Genomic DNA, 18,999 nt, shown 5'->3' with positions numbered 1-18,999 from the left:
ATCACACGCCTCCCTTTACGTGCCGGGCACTTTTTGGATACTCGTCCGGGTATCGACGAATGTGAGCCTTCAGTTTTTCAAACTGCTCAGCCAGCATGGGTGGTGCTTCGTCGTAAACGTCGGTTATGAGTGTCTCAAGGGGAGGTGGAGAGCGCTTCTGAGCGCGTTTCATTGTTTCAAGCACTTCCCGGCGCATGTCTTCCTGGAACTGCTTCTCGTCTTCTTCAGTCCACCATTGCTTGCTTTCCAGCCACAAGCGCATGCGCAGGATCGGGTCTTTTTCGCGCCACGCAGCCTCCTCGTCTTTGCTGCGGTATCCGGAAGGGTCGTCTGAGGAGGAGTGGGCTGCCAGCCGATAGCTCATAGCTTCAATCAACACCGGTCGATTGTGTTCAACGGCCAGGCGGCGGGCGGCACGGGTTGCCTCGTACATGGCCAGAACATCGTTTCCATCTACCCGGATAACGTCCATTTTGTACCCGTAAGCCCGGGGAGCTACGCCGTCGGCCGCAAACTGTTCCGCCGCCGGGGTGGAGATGGCATAGCCATTGTTCCGGCAGAGGAAAATGACCGGCACCCGATGGACGGCCGCCATGTTCAGGGCTGCGTGGAAATCGCCCTCAGAGGCTGCACCTTCGCCAAAATAGGTAATCGTACACTCGCCCTGGCCAGCCAGTTTCTGGCCATACGCGTAACCGGTTGCCTGAGGAATCTGGGTAGCCAGCGGTGATGAGATGGTCATGTAATTCAGCACTTTTGAACCATAGTGCACGGGCATTTGCCGGCCCTTGCCGTAATCGAGTTCGTTGCCAAAGAGCTGATTCATGAATTCATCGATGGTAAAGCCCCGGTAGGCAAGGGCGCCTTGCTCCCGATACTGGGCCATGATCATATCGCCATCGTCCAGCGCTGCTGCGCTGCCAACCACGGCGGCTTCTTCACCGGTACACTGCATGTAAAAGCTCAGTCGCCCTTGGCGCTGGGCGGCCAGCATCCGCTCGTCCAGAATCCGGGTGGTGACCATGGCCTTGTATATGCGCAGGGCTTTCTCTTTGTCGAGATCGGGGGTTTTGGCGCTTTTATAGAGTTTTCCGTCCTGTTTCAGAAGTCTGAAGGTCGGAATCTGGAACTCCGCGCCATCGGTAAACGCAGGGGAATACACAACTTTCGCTTTTGTTGTTGTCATAGTCCTCTTCCTGGGGTGTTGGCCTGAGGAAACAGAACACGCCTTTTGGGCATGTCGCTAATGTCATTGTAGACAACCTGGTGAAACCTGATGTGGATTGTGCCAGGTGAAGTTTACCTTAACGTAAACTTCGGATTTAAAACAGCCCTACCGAGGGGTTTTTGAGCGAACACGGAAGAACATCCGGTTTTCAGTGAGAACCAGAGGCATGCTACCGTCAATACAGATACACTGTTGAGTAGATTCAGGAAACAGACTCTGACGGGAAACGCTTATGAATGTGGTCATTATCGGTGCGGGCATAATGGGAACAACGTTTGCCACACTGGCGAAGGAGGTGGCGCCGGAACTGGATATCACCATTCTGGAAAGACTGGACCGGGCAGGTGCCGGCAATTCCTGGGCATTCAATAATGCGGGCACTGGGCACGAGGCTAACTGCGAGCTGAACTATACGCCGGTAGATGGCGAGGTCATTTCTGTTGAAAAGGCGCTGAAAATTCACGCCCAGTTTAATGTGGCGAAGCAGTTTTGGGCCTATCTGCTCAATAAAGGGGCGATTAAAGATCCCACCAGCTTTATCAACCCGACGCGTCACTGCACCCTGGTTTCCGAGTCTTCTATCGAAGAATTAAAGCTGCGCTTCAACGAGATGTCGGCGCACCATTTCTTCGAAGGCATGAGATATTCCGACGATTTCGACGAGATCAAGAGCTGGATTCCATACACCATGGAGGGCCGCCCCCGTGCTGAAAAAATGGCCGCAACCATTGTCGAAACCGGTACCGACGTGAATTTCGGGGCTCTGACCGAGCAAATGGCCAGCTACGCAACAAAACAGCTTGGGGTAAAGATTGAGTATGGGGTGCACGTTCAGCGTGTACACCGAAGTCCGGCTGGCAGCTGGCTTCTGGAAACCCGGCAGAATGGAGGCTCTGTCCAGCATCGTGCCGATGTTTTGTTTGTGGGGGCCGGTGGCGGTGCATTCCCGATCCTGAAGAAGAGCCACCTTCCATTCGCACGGCGATTCACGGGCTTTCCGGTGGGCGGCCGATTCCTGCAGGCAGAGATCACAAAAGAACAGGCCGGCCAGTACCGGGCAAAAACCTACGGCAAAGCAGAGGTTGGCGCGCCCCCCATGTCCGTGCCCCATCTGGATCTTCGAGTTGCTGACGGCAAGCATTACCTGCTCTTTGGGCCATTCGCGTCATTCAAGCCCGTGCTCGAAAAGGGGCGGGGCTTTCTGGACTACCTCAGCTCGATGAGGCTGCACGACATTCCGGGGCTGCTGAATGTGGCCGTTGAACACTTTCCGCTGGTGAAGTACCTGGTGTCCGAAACGTTTAAAGGCGAAAAAAGCATGCTCGACTCGCTGGAAAAGTTTGCGCCAGGGCTGAGCTCACGATTCAACTGGCAACCCGTTGAAGCCGGGCAGCGGGTGCAAATTATCAAAGACGGCGATTTGCAGATGGGGACGGAAATCATTGTGTCCACTGACAAGACCTACGGTACGATACTGGGTGCCTCGCCCGGGGCTTCTGTGTCACCGGAAGTCATGTTACGGGCACTGGAACAACTGTTCCCGAGCCTGTGTGCCGGGGAAAGCGCAAAAGAAAAGCTGAAGGAAATATTCCCGGAAGACAAGCTGGAAGCACTGATCAACAACCCGGATCATTACCGGGAAATTCGTGACACCGTCAACCAGACTCTGGGAATCATCCCTCAATAGTGGTTGATCTGCCCACACGGGATGATATCAGGCGTGAAAACACTTGAACTGAAAATACCACCACTGGCTCTGATGATTCTCTTCGGAACCGGAATGTGGGCCGTTTCCCGACTGCTTCCGGTGGGCTACTTTGTCATCCCGGGCCGCATGGCGCTGAGTGGCACGACGTTTCTGGTGGGAGCTGTTGTTGCTCTGCTCGGCGTGATGGCGTTTCGTGCGGCAGGCACCACCGTGGACCCGCGAACCCCGGAGCAATCCCGGAACCTGGTCGTCAGAGGGGTCTACCGTTACACAAGGAATCCGATGTACCTCGGATTTTTACTGATGCTTGTCGGTTGGGGGCTTTTTCTTGGCAGTGTGTTTGCGGCCCTGCTGCTTCCTCTTTTTGTGCTTTACATGAACCGGTTTCAGATCAAACCGGAAGAGCGGCATATGCAGGCCCTCTTTGGAGGCGCATATTCCCGCTATACGTCTGAAGTAGGGCGCTGGTTGTAGAGCATTCGTTTCTTTGGTGAGCGACAGTGGCATTACCCAGATATCAGATCCTGGAGCAGACGCTTGAAAGCGGAATAGGCAGTGGGCGCTGGCGGCCGGGGGAACGCCTGCCATCAATCCGGGCACTATGTCAGGAACATAGCCTTGCCAAGGTCACGGTTCAGCATGCTCTTCAGAGACTCGAAGCCCGGGGGCTTGTTGAAGCCCGCGAACGAAGCGGGTTCTTTGTCTCCATTCCGCCACGTGAATTTGATGCACCTCAACAGGTCTCTGCACTGGATGAACCCCGGCCCGTCTCGGTCAGCCAGATCTTTCAGGACATCATGACGCGAAGTGCGGCGTTCGACCTGCTTCCAGACCTGTTACAGGATGAGGTGCCTGCAGGAATCGTCCAGCTAAACCGCTCCATCGGGCGAGCCTTACGTCGCCAGCGAGGCAGCTTCCAATACTACGATGAGCCCGCAGGCAACCCCGCGCTGAGACACCAGCTGGCGCTTCGCTTCGTAAAGCGGGGCTGGGGAGCGGAAGCCTCAGACTTTTGCATCACCTCTGGCTGCCAGCAGGCCCTGTTTCTGGCACTCATGGTAACGTGTCAGAGGGGGGATGTGGTCGCGGTCGAGGCTCCGGGGTTCTATGGCGTACTACAGCTACTGGAACAGCTGGGGCTGAAAGCGGTGGAGATTCCCGCGTCACCTGCTACCGGGATGGATCTAAGCGCCCTGGAGCAAACGTTGGCGTCGTGGAATGTCAAAGCTTGCGTGGTTTCGCCGTCGTATGCCACACCCACTGGCGCCTTGATGCCCCCGGAAGCTCGCCAGCACTTGCTGGAGCTTGCCGAGCGCCATGACCTGGCGGTTATTGAAGATGATATCTATGGCGAGTCCGGCTGGCTGTCGGTGCCGGATACTCTCAAGGCGATGGACGCTTCCGAGCGGGTCATTCACTGCAGCTCTTTTTCGAAAATGCTCTCACGGGACCTCCGCCTTGGCTGGGTTTGCGGGGGGCGATGGCATAAAGATATTGTTCAGTTAAAGCTGACCTCTCAGCTCGCCGGGAGTCGCTTTGTGCAGGAGGGTGTGGCAGAGTTTTGCGCTGATGGCGGCTACGCCGCCTTCCTCAAGCAGCATCGGCAACGCTTGCAACTGCAGCGCAACCAGTTGCTTGATGAACTTGCGTTGTGGGGCACAACGCTGCGAGCAACTGCGCCCCAGGGGGGGCTCGCGCTGTGGGCAGAGCTTCCGAAGCATGTCGACACGCTGGCACTTTATGGCCAGGCCCTGGAAGCAGGCATTGTCATCACTCCGGGTAACCTTTTTTCAGTTTCCGGACAATTCTCGAATTGCCTGAGGATCAGCTTTGCCCATCCCTGGAATGAACAAAGACTGACGGCGCTGGCGAAGCTGTCTCAGCTTGTTTGCTGAACCCCGAAGATCTGTACCCATTAAATCTTAAAAAGTTGGTCCTGCCCCTCACGGCTCTAAAATCCTATTCTGCCGCCATTCGTCTTTAAGCCAATGGCAAGGTGAGCCGCAGTGACCCAACTAATCTCCGCGAAACAGATAGATGCCTGTGCGCCTGGCGCTCATGCCAAACCTAAAATACAACCTCGCTATTTCACCGGCTTCTTCCGGCGCCTCAGGATGGCCGGTGGCGCGGTGCTGTTTGCACTTTACTTCGGGGTTGCGTGGCTGAACTGGGGCGGACGACAGGCCGTTCTCTGGGATCTCTCCGGCAAAGAATTCCACATTTTTGCAGCCACATTCTGGCCTGAAGATCTCATTCTTCTCTCTGCCATTTTGTTGATTTGTGCTTTTGGGCTGTTTTTCATAACGGTTCTTGCTGGCAGGGTATGGTGTGGGTATACGTGCCCTCAAAGTGTCTGGACCTGGCTTTTTCTGTGGGCAGAGCGGGTTACGGAGGGAGACCGCTCAAAGCGCATCAAGCTGGACAATGCGCCGCTGAGTTTTCATAAGTTTGGGCGCCGCACCGCTAAACACGGCCTCTGGCTACTCATCAGCCTGCTGACAGCTGTGACGTTTGTTGGCTATTTTACGCCCATTCGGGATCTGGTCGTCGATATCGCACTTCTGGAAGCCTCTGGGTGGGCCGCTTTCTGGGTGTTTTTCTTCACCGCAGCGACCTACCTTAACGCGGGGTGGCTGAGGGAAAAGGTCTGCTTCCACATGTGCCCTTACGGTCGCTTTCAGTCATCTATGGTCGATGCCGATTCTCTGGTGATCACCTACGATGCCGAACGTGGTGACCCCCGAGGGTCGCGCCGCAAAGATCAGAAACCCTCTGCGACGGGCCTGGGCGACTGCATCGATTGCCAACTTTGCGTGCAGGTTTGCCCGACCGGCATTGACATACGGGATGGCCTGCAAATGGAGTGTATCGGTTGTGCCGCATGCATCGATGCCTGTGATTCCATCATGGATAAAATGGGGTACGACCGTGGCCTGATTCGCTATGCGAGTGAGCGCGAACTGGATGGGGGCGAATCCCGCATCCTGAGGCCAAGGCTGATTGGCTACTTTTTGCTGTTGATCCTGATGATCGGGCTATTCTCCTGGGGCGTGGCGTCACGCCCTTTGATTACGCTGGATGTCGAGAGAGACCGGGGCATGTACCGCTTCACGTCGTCAGGGCAGATCGAGAATAGTTACCTGATTAAAGTTCGAAACAAAAGCAGTAGCGCGCGCCATCTGGTCATCGACGTCGCAGGCCCGGGGCGCTCCACCATCCAGGGCCCGGATGGCGTTGCGCTGGCGGCGGGAGAAAAGGCGGAAGTACCGATATCAGTGGCCTACGATCCGGAAACCCTTTCCGGCAACCGTGTTGATATCCGCGTTCAGATCCGTTCGCTGGATGGAGCTGGCGAGACGGTTGCCGAGAAAACCACGTTCGTGGGGCCTGCATCCGGCCCGGCTCGATAAAGATCGGGTAGAAAGCGGGAGTTGGCGCGCAGGCGTCCTCCCGGATACTTGTAACGCCGGCAGTCAATCTACGGATTTGATGATGAGTGTCGTCGCAGTATACTCAGGGAATGCCAGATTCAGCCATCTCACTGCATCTTCGAACCTACGATGATGAAGTAAAACAACACACCCACAGCCATCATCAGATTGTCCTCCCCCTGGCTGGCGCTCTGGCGCTTTCCGTAGATGCTCAGGAAGGCGAAGTGGCACATCGTAACGCTGCGATTATTCCAGCGGGCCGAGGCCACGGCTTCCTTGCAAATACAGAGAACCGCTTTCTGGTTGCTGATGTTCCGGAGGGGCTGGCCCCGGCGCTGGAAAGACTTCCCTGTTTTGTCGAGCTTGACCGGGCGATGCTCCACTATGTTCAGTTTCTGCACCACCAGATGGGCAATGGCACGGTATATACGCAGCAGCAAATGTTGTTGTTGCTCATTCAATTGCTTCAGGAACGTCACGGAGGCGCCTTGAAACTTGACCGCCGGGTGTTAGCGGCCAAGCAATTTATAGATGAGCATTTCCGTCAGCCGGTGACAGGAAAATCACTGGCTGGCATTGCAAACCTCAGCGTTCGGCAACTGAACGACCTGTTTCGCGCCCAGGTTGGCATGACACCTCATCAATACCTGACCGAGTTGCGAATGAAAGAAGCCTGGCGTTTGCTGGAGCAGTCCGGTATGAGCATGCAGCGGGTAGCCGATGCCGTTGGCTATCAATCACTTTCGTCGTTTAGTGATCGCTTCCGGAACCATTTTGGCAAGGCGCCCAGCCATTTCCGCCGAAAATCGAAATAATTCCACCGTAAACGGAAAGTCTTGAATGGCGTTTCTATCTATTCTCTCTCTCGGGATAAGGCGCCGGGTGCGCCCGTCAATTTGTAGCCATTAAGTGCGCCACTCAAAGGTGCAGAGCAGGGGGACAGAGCGTGATTACCTGGGATGAATTTGAGAACGTTGAGCTGAGGGTAGGGACAGTTATTGACGTTGAGGAGTTTCCGGAAGCCCGGAACCCGGCTTATAAACTGAAGATCGATTTTGGCGAAACTATGGGGATTCGGAAATCCAGCGCGCAGATTACAACGCTATACAGCAAGCAAGATCTTATTGGCCGGCAGGTGCTGGCTGTCACCAATTTCCCGCCCAAGCAGATAGGTCCATTCATGTCGGAGTGCCTTGTCACCGGCGTCAAAACGGAAAAGGGGGGTGTTGTACTGGTGGGGCCAGATTCGAGAGTGGCAGACGGTTTGAGGCTTGTGTAACGCAGTGCCAGCTTGTGGCACGGCAAGGAGGTCGAGCCAGTTGCTGGCACACCTTCAGGCTTGTGCCATCTGGTGGCATGGCTATAATTGCCCGCCTCAAGCCGAATTGATTGGGATGCGCCGCCGATCAGGGCCGCCTCTCTGTCGCATGCCAGCTTCTGGCACGGGGACACCCTTGTGCCAAAAACTGGCATCGAACCATCAGAGCACTTATGTACCGCGATTTTAAGACCACTCTCGAACTGATTGTTGCTGTACTTGATAATGAAAAACTGACCTCCGATCAGCTTCGAAAACGTTTTTCCGACATGCCTGACCGAACGTTCAAGCGCCATATGGCGACCGCCCGGAAGCACGGGGCCCAGATGGAATGCGTGGCTGACAACAAAGGCCGTTACACATGGGTTTGCCGAAATCGGCGCCAGGTGGAGAGCCGGGTCAGAATGTGGTTGATCTTTGAGCGGGAGCGGACGTTGGTTGGGGAATCCCAGCTGGATCTGCTGCATCAGGCGTTGTAGGCGTGGGCTCAAGGCTACTAGCGGGCAAACCTTCCCGAAAGCACACTCTTTGCCCAGCCCCCCGATAGTTCTGAGAACCCCGCTCCCCATTCGTTGACTTGGATGATAAAGCGTTCTTGGCGGAAGCGGGGGTTTAGCATGATCGGGCTCCGTCCCGAGGTGATTGGCGCTTTACGTACTCGGTCGCAGCGTTGATGTCCTCATAAACTTCGAACAGTTCGTAAAGCCTGCTGGACTCAAGGAGTGCCTTCACCGCAGACGTGGGCTCAACAAGCACCATCGTTCCACCCAGCTTCTCAACTCTCTTCCAGACGGCAATCAGGACGACAAGTCCACTGAAATCCATTCGCTGGGTGAGTCGAAGATCGATCGTCCAGTGAAGCGCGCCTCGTTCGATTTCAGCCATTAACTGCCCCCGAATCAAGTCCGCGTTTTTCAACACGACCTTTTCTGGCATGGTGAACAATGACACCGTATTCGTTAGCTGTGAGGTGGCAGTGCTGAGGTCCATTGAATTCATCGTACCGATGCCTTCACTGAGAACGGAGTTTTGGCGTTGAGTGTTCTTCCTGTTAGAGGCCGTCATGATTCGTTACCTTTGTCGATTGTCCGGCATTTCAAGGCGCTCTGAGCACTCGAAAACGCCTGTTCAACAATTTGTCATAGTGCCTTACGTTCCAATTTCTTGGTCTCTGCGCGGGGGTTGACGGTGTGCAGAGCGCTCCATGATCAAAATGGAAATGTCATCTACCGGCTCTTGAGGCTGGATAAGCTGGTCCAGCGCGTTTTCCAGTCGAGCCTGAAGCCTGTCAGGGCCTGAGGCCCTTATCTTGTCGAGAAGCTCGGAGATGTCGGCCAGTGAGAGCGGCGCTCCAGTCTTCTGAACGCAATCCAGTAAGCCATCGGAGGAAATGATCAGTCGTTCGTCGGTGCCCAGCTCGAATGGCTGGTCCCGGAATACAGCTTCTTCAAGAATTCCCACGGGAAACCCACCCCCGTTTAACGCTCGTTTTTTCTCCCGGCCTGGCCAGGTTGAGTAAATCACCGGGGCTGGATGCCCGGCCTGGCATAAAAGCCCTTTGCCGGTTTGAACGTCCAGTGTTCCATAGATCATTGTGAGGTAGTCCCGCCCCTCAAATTGCTTAAGGAACATGGTGTTAAGACGTGAAACCAATTGGCTGGGGCTCTCGGGATGCCAGGAGTCAACGCCAGATTTATGGCGTATTAGCATCCGGCTTGATAACAACTGGGTTGCATAGAAAGACAACATTGCGGATCGAACACCGTGTCCCGAGATGTCGATCAGATAAAAACAAACAACACTGCCTTGAAGGGGGATTACGTTGTAAGCGTCACCGTTGACCCCTGTAGCGCCCCGGAAGTACTGTAATAAGTTCAGTCCGGCTGGCAGCTGTTGTGCGCCAGGCAGCACTGAGCGTTGCAGGCTCTCCGCTGCAGCAAGGTCGGTCCTCAGCTGATCCAGGCGGTTGGTTTCGTTTGCCAGTGAGCTAAGGAGTTCCGTGTTGAGAGAGGACAACTGCTGTCGGCTGTCGATGATTCTTAGTCCGGCACTGATGCGGGCTCTCAATTCCTCTGCTGCAAAGGGTTTGGCAATAAAGTCATCGGCGCCGGCATCCATTGCGGCTGCCAGATCCAGAATACTGTTTTGTCCCGTCAGCAGAATGAAGTAGGGCGGGCACTGCCAGTCGCTTTTAATGTTCTGGCAAAGCTCAAAGCCGGTCATATTCGGCATGCGCCAATCGCTGATGACCAGGTCTATAAGCTGGGACTCAACGATGCGCAAAGCCTCCATCCCGTCCTCCGCTTCCACCACGCTGTAGCCAAGCCTGGTGATAATGGCAGCAAGTCGGAGCCGTTCAGAGTGATTATCTTCAACCACCAGAATCGTCTTTTGATGAGTGCCCGCTGATGGAGCTGTATCCAGAGTCATCGCCTGTCTCCTGCTGGATTGAAGTGAAGATTCCGGGGCGCTTCGCCCCTTTCCTTTTGGATGTGGGCGGGTTAAAGCGCAAAACGTGCCATTCACTGAATGGTTTTAAGTATCAATGGCATGAGATGAGGTTTGGCGGTATTTTCCGGCCCCTGTTTTAGCTGCCGGGCAAATCGCTTTGCGTTTTGCAAAAGCGAACATCGCCTGGCTGGCAAAACGAGAATGCCTGCAAAATGCAAAAATCGAAGACTCTGCTAATGTTTGAATTAGGCCAGGGAAGCGAGCGTTGGTTGATTCCAGCTCGTGACGCACACGTTGCTGCGCCTAAAGGGAGCGCAGGGGTCAATGCTGGGCTTAGAAGGAAAAGTAATGGGAAGATTCCTTGTGTTTCTTGTGGCACTTGCGTTTGCATTCGATGGGCAGGCGCAACAGGCGACAGAAAAACATCTGTCATTTGGTGTTGTCCCTCAACATGATCCCGAGAAGATGGCCCGCCAGTGGGCGCCGTTGATGGCCTATCTCAGCAAACAGGCTGGCGTTACTATTCGGTTTTCCACTGCTCCCTCTATTCCCGAGTTTGAAAGGCGTCTGGCTGAAGGTGTATACGACCTTGCCTACATGAATCCCTACCATTTCACCGTGTTCAATGAGCGTCCGGGCTATCGGGCGATGGCTAGGCAAAATAACCATGTCATCAAGGGCATTCTGGTGGTCTCGAAAGATGCCCGCGCTTCCTCATTGCGCGATCTCAAAGGCAAGAGTCTGGCTTTCCCGGCACCCCACGCCTTTGCTGCAACCCTTATAACCAGAGCGCAGCTTGAGAAGACGGCTCCCGGATATAAAGCATCGTTCGTTCAGTCCCATGATTCGGTCTACCGGGCTGTTTCCGAAGGGCTGTTTGCCGCAGGTGGTGGCATTCATCGAACGCTGGGGGAAATGGAGCCCGCTATCAGGAAGAAAATTCGGGTCTTATGGGAGTCTGCCGGATTCACCGGACATGCCATCGCCAGCCACCCGTCCATGCCCGAAGAACAGAGAGAAGCTATTCTGGGGGCGCTGCTGTCGATGAGCTCGACGCAGGCGGGGCAGGAGCTTCTTGAAAATATTGGGATGGCCGGCTTCGTGGAGGCCGTGGGAAGTGATTGGGACGATGTCCGCCGGTTGGGCCTTGGCGTCCCGCTTGGGCACTGACTTTGGAATAGACAACAATGGGGCTCTGCTATGTCCTTTCGATGGAAAACCGTCCTTGGAGTAGGCCTGATCGAGCTGTTTTTTCTATCCGTACTTGTCTGGCAGGCCATCAGTTTTATTCGGGTCACTTATCATCATGCTCTTGAGGAGAGAGCCCGGGACACCCTGATGCTTGCGAGCTCGGTCATCGTTGCTGATCTGATTTCAGTCAACGTCGCATCACTTCAGGCGAAAGTGCACCAGATAAGGAGTCTGGGCGGTGTTGACTACGTCCGGATTCGGGGGTTCGACAGAGTGCTCGCAACGGCCGGAATTTCTTCATCGGAGGTTGTCACTCAGGACCGCAATCTCGCCGGGATTGACGATGGTCGCTACGATCAGTCTCAGGACATCGTTGTTGGCGGTCAGCATTTTGGCGCCATCGAGATGGGATTGTCCTTATCCGATCTTGAAGCCACGCTTGCCGAAGCCAAACTCCGGTTCTACGTTATTGCGGCCCTGGAGCTGTTGCTGGTAGCGCTGGTTTCATTGTTCTTTGCCCGGTATCTGACCCGCGAGCTGATCAGACTCCGATCTGCCGCTCACCGGGTTGCAAAAGGTGAGGAAATTGAGCCAATTCTATCCTCTCGTAATGATGAACTCTCCGAGACAGTGGCAGCCTTCAATCAGATGCTCGGCACGCTGAAGGCCAGGGAAACCGCCTTGCAAAACGTCAATGACGAATTGATTGTGGTGAACGACGAATTGCAGAGAAAAGAAAGCGAAACGACGGCTTTGTTAGAAGCTGCCCCCGACGGTATAGCCACACTGGATGAAGAAGAGAATGTGGTCTTCGCCAATCCGGCGATGGCGCAGTTACTCGGCGTTGATGCCTCAGAACTGATGGGGCAGCCTTTGGCAGGAATCCTTGATCTAAAGGGGCTTGGCGTGCGCGAGTGGATTGATCGGCAGAGCCGGAACCCAAACACCTGGTTCGAATCCACGATTATCGACGATAACGGTGCCGAGTTGATGACTGAAATGAACCTTCTCCCCTTTGAATCGGGGGAGAGAGGGAGGTACATCCTGATCGTCCGCGATCGCACTCACACCGCCAGGCTGGAACGAGATGCGCGTGTGAGTGAAAGGCTGAAGGCGAGCCTGATCGATGCCAGCCTGGATGCCCTGATAACCATTGATAAGCGCGGTAAGGTGACGGACTTCAGTCAATCGGCTGAAGTGATGTTTGGTTGGGCCAAATCGGAGCTGACAGGTCAGGATATGGCCAGCCGCATTGTCCCTGCGGAGTATCGGGATGCGCACCACAAAGGGTTTGCCCGCTACCTTGCAACCGGTGAGGGGCCGTTGATAGGGAAGCGCATTGAAACCTACGCTGTTAAGAAAAACGGTGATGTCTTTCCGGTAGAGCTTTCGCTCACCGCTGTGCGAATTGACGAAGAGGTCTTCGTAACGGCCAATATCCGCGATATTTCTGATCGCAAGAGTAAAGAAGAAGAACTCCTTGCCGCAAAAGAGAGTGCCGAGGACGCATCCCGGGCGAAATCACGCTTTCTATCCCATATGAGCCATGAAATCCGCTCGCCTTTAACGGCCGTTCTGGGGTCGTTGTCTTTGTTAGAACATCGCGGGTCTCTTGAGCCGAAAGATCTTCGTTTTTTGCAGATGGCCAGGCGCTCCGGGGATGCTTTGCTTCAGGTTGTGAATGAGATTCTGGATTTCTCAAGGATTGAAGCTGGAGAAACAGAGTACCAGAAGGTCTTGTTTGCTCCACGGGAACTTGTTGGTGAAGTCTTTGATGGCATTGCGGCGCACCGACAAAAATCTTCCGTGTTACTGATTCCGGAAGTGTCATCGGCGGTGCCCGAGGTGGTAAAGGCCGACCGGGATCACCTTCGCCAGGTGCTGACCATCCTTGTCGACAATGCGGTTAAATTTACCGAAGAGGGACATGTGATGATCGAAGTGACGTCTCTTGAATCGGACGATTCCGGCTGCTGGCTTCGAATCAATGTGAATGACACGGGCCCTGGGATCCCCGATGAGCTTGTAGAGTCTGCTTTCTCAGAGTTTGGGCAGGTCGATGCTGCCCGGGACCGTGGTTTTGGCGGGTCTGGGTTGGGGCTGGCGATTGCGCGCCAGTTAGTGACAGGCATGAACGGCGCGATAAGTCTGACCAGCACTGTCGGCCAGGGATCAACCTTCAGTTTGAGTATCCCTTACGAGGTTCCGTCAAATGAAGACTTGAAACGCTACCGGTCACCACCGGATCAGCATTCAGAGCCTCTCTCACCACCATCCGGAAACGACAGTGACCAGAAAGGCGCTCCCCGCAAACGAGTTCTTCTGGTGGATGATGTTGACGCTAACCTCCTGATCGGTGCGGAAATGCTCAAGTCCCGGGGGTTTGATGTAGAGACGGCCAGAGATGGGGCCGAAGCGGTACGGCAGGCCGAGAGTAAGCGCTACGACGCCATTCTGATGGACTTACGCATGCCTAACATGAATGGGTTGGAGGCAACCGAAACGATCCGGCAGTCTGGGGGTATCAACGCCCAAACGCCGATCATTGCAGTGACCGCCAACGCAGAAAAATCTGAAATTGAACGTTGCAAACGAACCGGGATGAATGACTTCGTCAGCAAGCCTTTCAACCTCCAGCGCCTGGTTCAAACGGTGTATCACTGTCTGGACAATTCGGTGCCGCCTCCGTCGGCACTCCGGCAAGACGGTCAGGGTGAGCGGGCCATACTGAGCCAGCAGGTTCTGGAACAGTTGGCGCTGGACACCTCAGAAGCATCGCTTCCGCTTATGATTTCAGTCTTCATAAATGAGATTAAAAAGCGCATGCAACTAATTGATTCAGCAATTGGTGAGTCTGACTACTCCGAGTTGAGAGAGCAGGCGCACGCCCTTAAAAGCTGCTCTGGAACCTTTGGCGGAATGCAGCTTCATCACAAAGCCCAGGAGTTAGAGCTTTTGCTTCTTCAGGGGCGCCATCAGAGTGTTAAGGGCGTCATCGACACCTTGAGAGCCAACGCGGATGAAACCGTGAAAAAATACGAATCTTATTTAAAGGCATTGGAGAATGCGTCCGGTCAGAACCTGTAATTCAGGTGCTGGCCAGTTGCTTATGGAGGGCGAACCATGCAGACAACCTCTCGACATACGATATTGCTGGTCGAGGACAGCGTCTCGAATGCGCTGGTTTACCAAAACTACCTGAAAGACACCTACCGTGTTTTGGTTGCAGATACCGGCCACGCAGCTCTTAAGCTGTTGGCTGAGAATACTATCTACCTTTTAATAACGGATGTCCGGTTACCCGATATGAGTGGATTGGATATTGTCGACTACGCCCAGTCAACACAGCCTGATCTGCCAATCATTGTTATTACCGCTTTTGGGTCTGTAGACCTGGTGGTCGATGCGATGCGCCGAGGGGCCAGCGATTTCTTATCAAAGCCTTTTGACAGGGCAAGGCTTGAAGTAACCATCTCCAATATTCTGGAGCGCCAGCACCTGCAAGATGTGGTTAATGAATACCAGAAAACGTTTGAACGCGACCGTTTTCACAACATGATCGGAGGCTCTTTGCCGATGCAAGGTGTCTACAGAATCATAGAGAGTTGCGCGGCAAGCAAAGCCAGTGTGTTCATTACAGGTGAGAGCGGTACGGGCAAAGAGCTTTGTTCCGAAGCGCTTCATGCGGAGAGTACCCGTTCCGACAAGCCATTTATTGCCCTCAACTGCGCAGCGATTCCTAGGGAACTCATTGAAAGTGAAATTTTCGGGCATGTAAAAGGCGCTTTTACCGGGGCAGCGACGGCGAGAGAGGGCGCCGCGCTGCGAGCCTCGGGGGGCACGTTATTTCTGGATGAAATTGGCGAAATGCCCCTTGATCTTCAAAGCAAGCTGCTTCGTTTTATTCAGTCCGGCACTTTTTCGCCGGTTGGGAGCAGCAAAGAAATCAAGGTGGATGTTCGTTTCATCTGCGCGACTAATCGGGACCCCTTGGCTGAAGTGAGGGAGGGGCGTTTCCGGGAGGATTTGTATTACCGTCTCCACGTCATTCCCTTGCACATGCCGCCTCTGAGAGACCGTGGCAATGATGTGCTGAAAATTGCGGGTGAGTTGCTCCGTAAGTATTCCGAGGATGAAGGTAAATCCTTCCGCTGTTTTGATGACAAGGTTGCAGACTATTTTCTCCGATATCCCTGGCCTGGAAACGTTCGGGAGTTGTCGAATGTTGTGCGTAATATCGTTGTATTGAATGACGCGGAAACAGTCACTATGACCATGCTTCCGCAGATGTCTGAGTCGACGCCGGGTGCCGCTCAACCAGAAGGGGGCGCTGTCGATGGCGGCCCCGGGGTTCCGGCTGCTCCATTCTCTGATGAGGTTGGTGGCGAACAGGATACGCCGCCATCAACTGGTGCTGTGAGTGACGATGCCCCCGGCGTTAATGGTGCATCGAATGTCGCAGACCGTGATAGCAAAGCCATACTGCCGCTTTGGAAAGAAGAGCAAAGGATCATCGAGACGGCCATACAAAAATGCAGCGGCAACATCCCACGGGCGGCAGCCTTCCTGGAGATTAGCGCATCAACAATCTACCGGAAAAAGCTGGCGTGGGAGAAAAGCCACAGCCCGTTCGGGCAGGACTAATGATCACCCTGCGCGCGCAAAATCGCCCCGACTTTCCCAAGGACGTTCCTTCACTGGTAAGTGAATCAGGACGGAGAGAGCACCAACGCCTACGCCCACCCACCACACAACAGTGTAATCGTTGTACAAATCGTACATGGAGCCGCCCAACCAGACGCCCAGAAACCCGCCAAGCTGGTGGGAGAAGAAAACCAGACCATACAATGTCCCCATGTATTTGAGGCCATAAATATGCGCCACCAGCCCAGATGTCAGTGGAACAGTTGCGAGCCACAGGGAGCCCATGGCGACCGAGAAAAGCACAACGGTCTCTGGGGTAATGGGAGTGAGAATGAAGGCAGCCGAGACCAGTGTTCGCAGCAGATAAATCGACGCAAGCAGGTATTTTCGTGAGTAGCGATTGCCCAGCCATCCTGCCAGCAAGGTTCCGCCTATGTTAAAGAACCCGATAATGGCGATTGAAATGGCGCCCAACCCCGATGCCGAAGTAACTCCTATGACATAAAGAAGGCTGTCCGGGGTAACCGGACCGCACATTTCGGTGATAAACGCAGGAAAGTGAGCCGTGATAAAAGCAAGCTGATATCCGCAAGAAAAGAAGCCAATAAAAATAAACCAGAAAGTTGGATCTTTCAGGGCTCGCTGAAGTACGACTCTCATGGGCTCATCGCTGGTATCGGTTTGGTCTCGTTGTGGGGCTCGAAACAAGCGTAGCGCCAACATAGACGCCAGAATTGCACCCGCAAAAATGATGAAAACCCATTGCCATGGCATTTGAGCAATCAGCAGCTGAGCAATCGGTGGTCCCACTATCTGACCGGCTGACCCCGCTGCCGTTGCAATGCCCAGCGCCATAGAGCGATGTTTCTCTGGCGCAGCCCGGCCAACAACCGCGAGAATGACACCAAAGCCCGTTCCGGCAATTCCAAAACCTACGAGCATTTCCAATAGCTGGTGTTGGCCCGGCGTGATCGCAAATGCCGACAATACCAATCCCAGCGCATAAATCAGCCCGCCGGCAAAAATGGCCCTGCGATCACCATACCGCTCCGCGACCGCACCAAAAATAGGTTGGCCAATGCCCCAGAATAGATTCTGGATTGCAATCGCTAGCGAAAATGATTCCCGTGGCCAGGCAAACTCCTGTGCAATCGGTAGCTGGAAAAGCCCAAACGATGCCCTTATGGCAAAACTCACCAAAATGATAATGCAGCCTGCAATGAGAACCGGGTTGATCAGCCCGGTCTGAATGCGGCTGGAGTGTTCTGCGTGAATCATGGTCGGTCCTTGATGTCGGGTGAGCCCCGGCTCCTGGATTGTTTTTCTCTGTCACGCATCATAGCGAACCACGGCTTGTGGTTACACCAATCGCTGCCGCCCTTCGGATCGCCTTCTTGCCTGCTCGGCATTTACATACACCGATTCTGTAAAGGTGGCATTGGCATGGCCCAGCTCTTCACTGATGTGGCGGATGTCGGCGCCGGCTTCAATGGCCTGGCTGGCACCGGTGTGCCGAAGATAGTGCGTTTCCGAACGAATCGCGAGTATCTGCCTGGCTTCATCACAGTAGCCTTCGCGCTCCATCCTGTCTGCTGTAGCAACCATAGCCTGCTCATAAATACGCTGAACCTGGCGCTTACCAATCGCGGCGCCTTTCCTGGATGGCAGAATCGGTGAGGTTTCGCCAGGTACTGGCAGGGGAGAAGTATGCCCCAGGTGCGTTCGCCAACGCTTCAGATAACCAAGGTAGGCATCCGGCAGGGTGACCTGGCGGGTTTTGTCGCCTTTCCCGAAGACAGAGTAAACCCAGTATGGTTCTCCATCGACCACAGTGCGCCGGAAATCCCCAAATGTGGGGGTGCGCCACTGCCCCCGATCTACTGGCCTGGGGGCGAGCTCACTTACCCGAAGAAACAGGCTTTTCATGGTCACAATGATAAACAGATGCCGTTCGAAACTGGCATCCTCACTGGCCAGCTCTGTCAGGGATTCCAGAAGGTAGGACCATTGCCAGTCAGTTAATCGTCGAACGTCTGCATCACGGTCCAGGTTCAGGTTCGGCTTTGCGCTACGGTCCCGTTTCCTCACATCCAGCAATGGGTTTCGAAGTAAGTAATCCTGGGAGACAAGATATTTAAAGAAGGTTTGCAGTGCCGTTCGGCTGGCATTCAGGCTCGCCTGAGTAACAGAGTAGGGGGCCTGAGTGTCTTTGCTTCGAAGCGCCATGGGCCGCCATTGAAAGTTCGGCTGGCGTAGCCCGCCGGATGAGACAAACGCCGAATAAATGCCCCTCGATACCCAGGATGCCGGTGGCGTTTTCATGAACGCAAAATAGCTGCTGATCAGTTCGGAGTCTGCCTGAGCAAGCGTTCGACGGCCAATCAGCCATGTATAATTGAGAAATCTCTGAATTTCCCCGCGAAACCGGTTGAAGGTGCCTGGGACATCACTGTATTTAACAACAAAGCGGTGCGCGATGCGGAAATCCTCATGGATGTCGGCAACCGGTAGCGGCAGGGCGCTCAGGGCAGATTTCAGGCCAGGATACAGCTCAAAATCCGATTGCTCGTGAATGCGATCGGCGGTGTCAAACAGAGGGAATCCTGGGAACTGGGCTTTAGCTTTCATAGCGACACAATGGCTTCTAAATTGGTGAGCAGGGCTGGATAGGTGCCCGGAATGTCCAATACTCCTAAATATTGGACATAGCGTATAATGCCATAAAATCATTATATTACGCCAGCAGTCCTCTTAGGAAAACGCCATCCTCCGTTCGCAATCCATAGACGTCTGAGCGTGAAACTACAGAACATGAATGCTGTCAGGCGTCATAGGCTGAAAACATTGCTCGGTCAGAACGCCCGCTCTCAGGTTTGCACCGGTCCGGGCGCGGTATCTGTATGCCGAAGGCTCAGGTGACGACAGAGCTATCAGAACGCTTAGCTGGAGCAGCACTGGGCGACACTTCGCTAGCACAAAAAAGACGGAGATAGCCCGGAGGGCAACACTTTACGTTCGGGCTCCATTT

Annotated in this window: 16 protein-coding genes; 10 read left to right on the top strand and 6 right to left on the bottom strand. The window is 54.4% G+C overall.

The features are described 5' to 3' along the window. Position 1 precedes the first annotated feature (1 nt). Positions 2-1,186 carry a thiamine pyrophosphate-dependent dehydrogenase E1 component subunit alpha gene (locus K325_RS0106785; protein ID WP_029653514.1) on the bottom strand — a complete coding sequence of 395 codons (1,185 nt, stop codon included), beginning with the start codon at positions 1,184-1,186 and terminating at the stop codon, positions 2-4. 274 nt (positions 1,187-1,460) lie between these two features. Here K325_RS0106785 and K325_RS0106780 point away from each other — a divergent pair, with 274 nt between their 5' ends. The 7 genes from K325_RS0106780 to K325_RS0106750 all read left to right on the top strand — a co-directional run bounded on the left by K325_RS0106780 (position 1,461) and on the right by K325_RS0106750 (position 8,164). After that, positions 1,461-2,915, top strand: a complete 1,455-nt coding sequence (locus K325_RS0106780; RefSeq protein ID WP_029653513.1) for a malate:quinone oxidoreductase — start codon at positions 1,461-1,463, stop codon at positions 2,913-2,915. 33 nt (positions 2,916-2,948) lie between these two features. After that, positions 2,949-3,410: a methyltransferase family protein gene (locus K325_RS0106775; RefSeq protein ID WP_211218141.1), complete on the top strand. Its 462-nt coding sequence runs from the start codon at positions 2,949-2,951 to the stop codon at positions 3,408-3,410. 26 nt (positions 3,411-3,436) lie between these two features. Next, positions 3,437-4,831 (top strand): aminotransferase-like domain-containing protein, encoded by a 1,395-nt coding sequence (locus K325_RS0106770; RefSeq protein ID WP_029653511.1) that lies wholly within the window; start codon positions 3,437-3,439, stop codon positions 4,829-4,831. 111 nt (positions 4,832-4,942) lie between these two features. Beyond that, positions 4,943-6,346 (top strand): cytochrome c oxidase accessory protein CcoG, encoded by a 1,404-nt coding sequence (gene ccoG, locus K325_RS0106765; protein ID WP_029653510.1) that lies wholly within the window; start codon positions 4,943-4,945, stop codon positions 6,344-6,346. Between the two features lie 86 nt (positions 6,347-6,432). Next, entirely contained in the window at positions 6,433-7,182 is a 750-nt protein-coding gene (locus K325_RS0106760) for an AraC family transcriptional regulator (RefSeq protein ID WP_228128402.1), read from the top strand. Between the two features lie 131 nt (positions 7,183-7,313). Beyond that, entirely contained in the window at positions 7,314-7,646 is a 333-nt protein-coding gene (locus tag K325_RS0106755; protein WP_029653508.1) for a tRNA-binding protein, read from the top strand. A gap of 212 nt (positions 7,647-7,858) precedes the next feature. Next, a complete protein-coding gene (locus K325_RS0106750; protein ID WP_029653507.1) occupies positions 7,859-8,164 on the top strand; it encodes a hypothetical protein in 306 nt (101 codons plus the stop codon). Between the two features lie 133 nt (positions 8,165-8,297). Here K325_RS0106750 and K325_RS0106745 read toward each other — a convergent pair whose 3' ends face one another. From K325_RS0106745 to K325_RS18565, 3 genes are all read right to left on the bottom strand, one after another. After that, complete coding sequence (locus tag K325_RS0106745; RefSeq protein ID WP_211218140.1) at positions 8,298-8,675, bottom strand: STAS domain-containing protein; 378 nt, start codon at positions 8,673-8,675, stop codon at positions 8,298-8,300. A gap of 159 nt (positions 8,676-8,834) precedes the next feature. Next, positions 8,835-10,115 (bottom strand): PP2C family protein-serine/threonine phosphatase, encoded by a 1,281-nt coding sequence (locus K325_RS0106740; protein WP_051146585.1) that lies wholly within the window; start codon positions 10,113-10,115, stop codon positions 8,835-8,837. A 105-nt stretch (positions 10,116-10,220) separates the two neighbouring features. Continuing rightward, the gene (locus tag K325_RS18565; RefSeq protein ID WP_156836576.1) at positions 10,221-10,427 is read right to left on the bottom strand and encodes a hypothetical protein; all 207 of its coding nucleotides are present in this window, start codon (positions 10,425-10,427) and stop codon (positions 10,221-10,223) included. A 33-nt stretch (positions 10,428-10,460) separates the two neighbouring features. On the opposite strand from K325_RS18565, the gene K325_RS0106735 reads away from it, so the two are divergent. The 3 genes from K325_RS0106735 to K325_RS0106725 are packed head-to-tail and all read left to right on the top strand — an operon-like array spanning position 10,461 to position 15,971. Continuing rightward, positions 10,461-11,306, top strand: coding sequence for a phosphate/phosphite/phosphonate ABC transporter substrate-binding protein (locus K325_RS0106735; RefSeq protein WP_036193168.1), 846 nt, complete (start codon positions 10,461-10,463; stop codon positions 11,304-11,306). Between the two features lie 30 nt (positions 11,307-11,336). Then, positions 11,337-14,414, top strand: coding sequence for a PAS domain S-box protein (locus K325_RS0106730; RefSeq protein WP_029653503.1), 3,078 nt, complete (start codon positions 11,337-11,339; stop codon positions 14,412-14,414). A gap of 36 nt (positions 14,415-14,450) precedes the next feature. Further along, positions 14,451-15,971, top strand: coding sequence for a sigma-54-dependent transcriptional regulator (locus tag K325_RS0106725; RefSeq protein WP_029653502.1), 1,521 nt, complete (start codon positions 14,451-14,453; stop codon positions 15,969-15,971). 3 nt (positions 15,972-15,974) lie between these two features. Here K325_RS0106725 and K325_RS0106720 read toward each other — a convergent pair whose 3' ends face one another. Both K325_RS0106720 and K325_RS0106715 read right to left on the bottom strand, forming a co-directional pair. Next, positions 15,975-17,249, bottom strand: coding sequence for an MFS transporter (locus tag K325_RS0106720; RefSeq protein WP_051146584.1), 1,275 nt, complete (start codon positions 17,247-17,249; stop codon positions 15,975-15,977). Between the two features lie 81 nt (positions 17,250-17,330). After that, positions 17,331-18,599, bottom strand: a complete 1,269-nt coding sequence (locus tag K325_RS0106715) for a tyrosine-type recombinase/integrase (RefSeq protein ID WP_029653500.1) — start codon at positions 18,597-18,599, stop codon at positions 17,331-17,333. Positions 18,600-18,999: the final 400 nt, after the last annotated feature.

Source organism: Marinobacter daepoensis DSM 16072 (assembly GCF_000421165.1).
In the GTDB taxonomy this organism is placed as follows: Bacteria; Pseudomonadota; Gammaproteobacteria; order Pseudomonadales; family Oleiphilaceae; genus Marinobacter; species Marinobacter daepoensis.
The sequence above is the reverse complement of the archived record's forward strand: the minus strand, read 5'-3'. Positions and strand labels throughout refer to the sequence as shown.